General features: G+C 72.2%; 2 protein-coding genes. One reads left to right on the forward strand and one right to left on the reverse strand.

From position 1 onward, the window contains the following. The coding region (locus tag ACLBYD_RS10030) for a non-ribosomal peptide synthetase (protein WP_447816307.1) at positions 1-4,201 on the reverse strand (4,201 nt) is incomplete at its 3' end. Positions 4,202-4,742: 541 nt separating this feature from the next. On the opposite strand from ACLBYD_RS10030, the gene ACLBYD_RS10035 reads away from it, so the two are divergent. Continuing rightward, positions 4,743-5,330, forward strand: a complete 588-nt coding sequence (locus ACLBYD_RS10035; protein ID WP_447816308.1) for a hypothetical protein — start codon at positions 4,743-4,745, stop codon at positions 5,328-5,330. Positions 5,331-5,472 lie beyond the last annotated feature (142 nt).

The raw sequence follows: 5,472 nt of genomic DNA on the forward strand, positions 1-5,472 counted from the left end.
CGGCGACGCGGAACAGCCGCATCCGCAGCGGCGGGTCGACGGTGACGTCGAAACCGGCCGCGACCACCGCCGCCACGTCCGCGTCGAGATCGTCCGTGACCGTGGGGGTCAGGTCCAGGGCGAGCGCGTCGACGGGCAGCACCTGCTGGATCGGCCCGGCCGGGGTGGCCGGGTAGACGGTGCGCAGCGCCTCGTGCCGGTCGAGCACATCGCGGGTCGCCGCGACCAGCGCCGCCTGGTCGAGGGCGCCGCGCAGCCGCAGCGCGACCGGGATGTTGTAGGCGGCCGAGGACGGGTCGAGCTGGTCGACGAACCACAGGCGTTGCTGAGCGGCGGAGACCGGGATGCGGTCCGGGCGCGGCAGCACCGGCGCCGGGGCGGGCCGGTCGACGTCGTCACCGGCAGGCAGGTTCGCCGCGAGCGCCCGCACGGTGGGGGCCTCGAACAGCGACCGCACCCCCAGATCGGTGCCGAAGGCATCGTTGATGCGGGAGATCACCCGGGTGGCGACCAGCGAGTTGCCGCCGAGCTCGAAGAAGCTGTCGTCGGCGCCGACCTCGGCGACACCGAGCTGATCGGCGAAGATCGCGGCCAGCGCGGTCTCGGTCGGCGACATCGCCGCCCCGGCGCCGGCACCGCCGAAGACCGGCTCGGGCAGTGCCTTACGGTCGAGTTTGCCGACGGCGGTCAGCGGGATCTCGTCGAGCACCATGATCGCGGCGGGCACCATGTGGGCGGGCAGCCGCGCCGCCAGCGCCGCGGCCAGCTGCTCCGGGTCGAGGATGCACCCGGCGTCGGGCAGCACATAGGACACCAGCATCTGCTCCCCGGAGGGCGCGGCGCGGCCGAGGGTGACGGCGAAGGCGACGTCCGGGCGATCGCTCAGCGCGGCGTCGATCTCGCCGAGTTCGATGCGGAATCCGCGGATCTTGACCTGGAAGTCGGAGCGACCGAGATATTCGACGGTCACCGAGCGGGCGGGATGATGTGGGTCGCGGATGCGCCAGCGGGTGACATCGCCGGTGCGGTACATGCGCGAGCCGGGCGGGCCGAAGGGGTCGGCGACGAAGCGGGTCGCGGTCAGGCCGGGACGGTCGTGATAGCCACGGGTGACGCCCGGGCCGGCGATGTACAGCTCCCCGGCGACCCCGACCGGCACCGGGTGCAGCCGGCCGTCGAGGATCAGCTCGTCGATGCCGCACACCGGATGGCCGATGGTGACGGTCTCCCCCGGCACCAGCATGTCGGTGATGTTGCAGACGATGGTGGTCTCGGTCGGCCCGTACGCGTTGTACATCCGCCGCCCCGGTGCCCAGCGCGCCACCAGTTCCGGCGGGCACGCCTCGCCCGCGACGGTGACCGCCTCGCACTCGACGCCGGTCGGGTCCACCGACGCCAGCGCGGCCGGGGTGGAGAACAGGTGGGTGACCCGTTCGCGGCGCAGCAGCGCGGACAGTTCGTCGCCGCCGTAGATGTGGGCGGGCACCACCACGAGGGTCGCGCCGATGCCGAAGGCGGTCATGTACTCGAAGATCGACGCGTCGAAGCTCGGCGAGGAGAAATGCGAGACCCGCGCCGCCGGGGGCGGGGCCAGGCGGGTGTGCAGGGTCGCCGACAGGTTCGCCAGGCCGCGGTGCGGCACCACCACGCCCTTGGGGCGGCCGGTGGAGCCGGAGGTGTAGATCAGATAGGCGGGATGGTCGAACAGCAGCGTGGCCGGCCGGTCGTCGTCGGTGACCGGCTCATCGCTCGCCTGCGCGATCCGCGCGTCGAGATCCGGATCGAGGACGAGCCAGGGCACCGTGTCGGGCAGCTCGTCGCGGTGCGCGGCGGTGGTCAGGCCCAGGATCGCCCCGGAGTCGGTGAGCATGTACTCGATGCGTTCGGCCGGATACGTCGGGTCGACGGGCACGAAGGCGGCCCCGGACTTGGCGACCGCCCAGATCACCGCCACCGATTCGAGGGAGCGGGCGATGCCGACGGCGACGAAGGTCTCCGGTCCGGCGCCGGCGTCGATGAGGACACGGGCGAGCCGGTTGGACCAGGCGTCGAGTTCGCCGTAGGTCATGCGCCGGTCCTCGCACACCACCGCCTCGGTGTCCGGCACGACCGCGGCGACCGCGCACAGGATCTCCGGCAGGGTCTGCGCGGAGCGCGCCGGGTCGCCGTGCGCCGGGATCAGCCCGGTGACCTCGTCGCCGCCGACGAACGGCAGATCCCCCGTGGGCAGGTGCGGGTCGGTGAGCGCCGCGGTCAGGGCGCGGCCGAGCCGCCGGCCGGTGGTGGTGGCGGTGGGCGCGTCCACCTGCTCGGGCCGGTAGCCGGTGCGGACCTGCAAGCTGGTGCCGGCGGTGTCGATCGCCACGCGCAGCACCGCCTCCGCAGGGGCGGGGGTCGGGTCGTCGAGGGCGAGCACCACCGGGCATGCGGGGCCGAGGGCGGCGAGCAGGGTCGGGTCGACCTCGGTGTGGGCGGCAAGATCCGCGTCGAGGACGCGCACGCGTCGCACCAACTCGGCGAAGGGTTCGGCCGGGTCCACGACGACGCGCAGCGGCAGCACCCGCCCGTCGCGGGCCACCCCGACGAGGACGTCGTCGTGGCCGGTCAGCCGGGCGGTGAGCGCCGCGGTGGCGGCGTGCAGCACCGCGGCGACGGTGGTGTCCGGGGCGCCGCCCTCGGTTGTGGCGAAGCGCGCGGCGAGCGCCGCGGCGGTGACCGCCAAGCGGTCCTCGACGTCGATGGGCGTGTCGTCGGCGGGTGCGGTGCCGGGGCGGGGCAGTTCGAGTCGTTCGGGGGCGTCGGCGAGGCGTGCGCGCCAGAAACCGGCGGCGGCGGCGGCGCGGCGGCGCTGCTCGCCGAGTGTCACGCTGGCCGGATGGATCGCGGCGACCGCGCGGTCGGGGGCGCTGCGCAGGAAGTCGTCGAGCAGTTCGACGAACCGGTCGTGGTGGGTGCGCAGTTCGTCCTCATCGTAGCGGTGGGGGTTGCCGCGGAAGTCGAGGAAGGTCCGGGCCGGGTCGCCGCTCTGATAGATGTTGACCAGCAGGTCCTCGACGGGACCGGAGGTCATGATGTGGAATTCGCCGCGGATGTCGCCGAGCACGATCTCCTGCCGGAACAGCATGACGTTGACCATCGGCCCGGCATAGCGGTACGGATCGCCGGCCGCGCCGGTCTCGCGGCGGATGTCCTCGAGGCTGAACCGCTGGTGCCGCAGCGCCCCGGTGAGTTCGAGCTGCACCCGCCGCACCAGATCGGTGCGGGTGTCGCCCGGTTCGAGAAAGATGTGCAGCGGCGCGGTGTTGACGAGCATGCCGCCGGAGCGGCGGGCCATCGCGGTGGTGCGGGCGAAGACCGGCAGGTTGATCATCACGTCGTCGCGGCCGGTCATCCGCGCCAGATAGCACGCGAACGCCGCGATCACCGCCGCCGTCGACGACAGTCCCGGTTCGTCGTCCACCGCGGTCAGCGCGTCGACGAGTTCGTCCGGCAGGGTGTGACTCGACAGCAGCGACACCGCCGCGGTGGGGGCGTCGCGCTGCGCGAGGGTCGAGCCGTCCTCGAGTCCGGCGACCCGCTCGATCCAGTAGTCGCGGTCGGTGCGGTAGCGCTCGGAGGTGCGGTAGTCGCGGTCCCAGTCGTACAGGGCGCGCAGCTCGGCGGCCTTGGACGGTTCTGGTTCGCGGCCTTCGATCGCCGCGGTGTACAGCGCGGCGATGCGGTTGACCATGGTCATCGCCGCGAATCCGTCGAGGGCGACGTGGTGAATGCGGGCGTACCAGAGGAACCGGTCGTCGGTGACCTGCAGGATCGTCATGTTCACCAGCAGGTCGTTCGCCAGATCCACCGGGGTGGCGTAGTCGGCGGTCATCCACTCGTGCGCCGCGACCATCGGGTCGGGTGCGCCGCGGAAGTCGAGCAGCCGGATCTCGTTGCGGTCCTCGACGGTGGGGTCGACGTACTGGACGGGTTCGCCGTCGACGTCGACGACCCGAAGATAGGCGGACTGGAACTCGGCACCGGCGCGATATCCGCAGCGACGCAGCAGATCCAGGTCCGGGGCGCCGCGCAGATCCACATACTGCGCGATGCACACGGGTACCTCGGGTGCGAGCTGCTGCGCGAACCAGATGGCCCGTTGCGCGGACGACAGCGGGAAAGCGCCGGCCGGTATCTGCGGACGACGGTGTCGCAGCGACATGTCCCCTCCGAAAGCGATGTTGTTGGCCGTGATCGGCGTGTGTCCCCCGACATCGCGTGCAGGGGCCGACCCCGGCGCCGCTGGGCGTGCGGCGCCGCGATCGGACCCCCGTTCGATCGTGTGATCCCGTGTGACCGGGACCACACAACAAGCTAGACCACCTGTGCGACCGGTACGACCGGATTGCGGCGACGACCGCACCACCACCCGCCGATGCGCCCCGGAGGCCGTGCCCGTGCCGCGGCAGGACCGGTACGGAACCGCGGGTGACCTCGGAAATCGTTCCCGTGCAGGGGATCAGTCGCGTTTCGATAACGTTTTCCCGACGGCCGGGAGGAATGCCCTGTTCGTGACCGGAGTGACGAATGAGGTCGGCGTCGAAGCAGGATCGGGCTCGCCGGAAACGCCCCGAAACCGGATAGGTGTCCTTATTCTCGAAGCGGCCGTCACCTTCGTGCCTCCGTGCCGCGACCGGTGCGTGACCGGATCGCGACCGGATCGTCTCGTCCCGCCAGCTCGACCCGATTCGAAGGAGCCCGAGATGTTGCGTCGCCGATCCGCCCCGCTCGTCACCGCTCTGCTCGCCGCCGCCCTGCTCGCGGGCCCCGCCCAGGCCGCCGCCGACACCGCCCCGCCGGGGGTGCCGCTCGACCAGCTGCGCGCGGAGGTCGCCGACTCCCCCGAGACCCTCGCCGCGCTCGAACGGCTCGTCGCCGATTCCGGCTCGGCGAATCCGTTCGCGCCGCCACCGAAGAACATCCCGCAGCCGTTCTCGGCGCCCGCGCCCACCGTCGGCCCGGGCTGCGGCGGCGGTTTCGTGCCGTTCGCGATGACCACCGCCTGGGTGCATCCCGGCCCGCACGGTCAGGTGCCGTTCGGCTCGATCGAGGTGTTCGTCGAACCCACTGCCGGCGCGCCGGTGACCGCCTCGGACCTGAAATTCGTGTGGATCAACATGGAGAACATCCGGGCCGGGGTCGCCACCCTCGACAACAACGGCGGCGGATTGCAGTCCACGGTGATCGACAGCGGTCCCGGCGCGGTGCTCGGCGCCCTGTTCGGCTCGCTGCAGTACGCCAACGGCGCGTTCTGCCAGGTCGTCTACACCATGGGGGGCTTCTTCGCCTGAGTCTGTTATTCCCCGATCGGGTGCTGTCGGCCCGATCGGGGGCGGTCAGCGCAGCCGTTCGGCGTCGCGGGCCAGATCGAGCAGCTCCGTGCACAGTGCGGTCAGCTCGTCGGCCGCGGCGCCCTCGGCGACCGCGGTGGCG

It is taken from the genome of Rhodococcus sp. C26F (assembly GCF_053345925.1).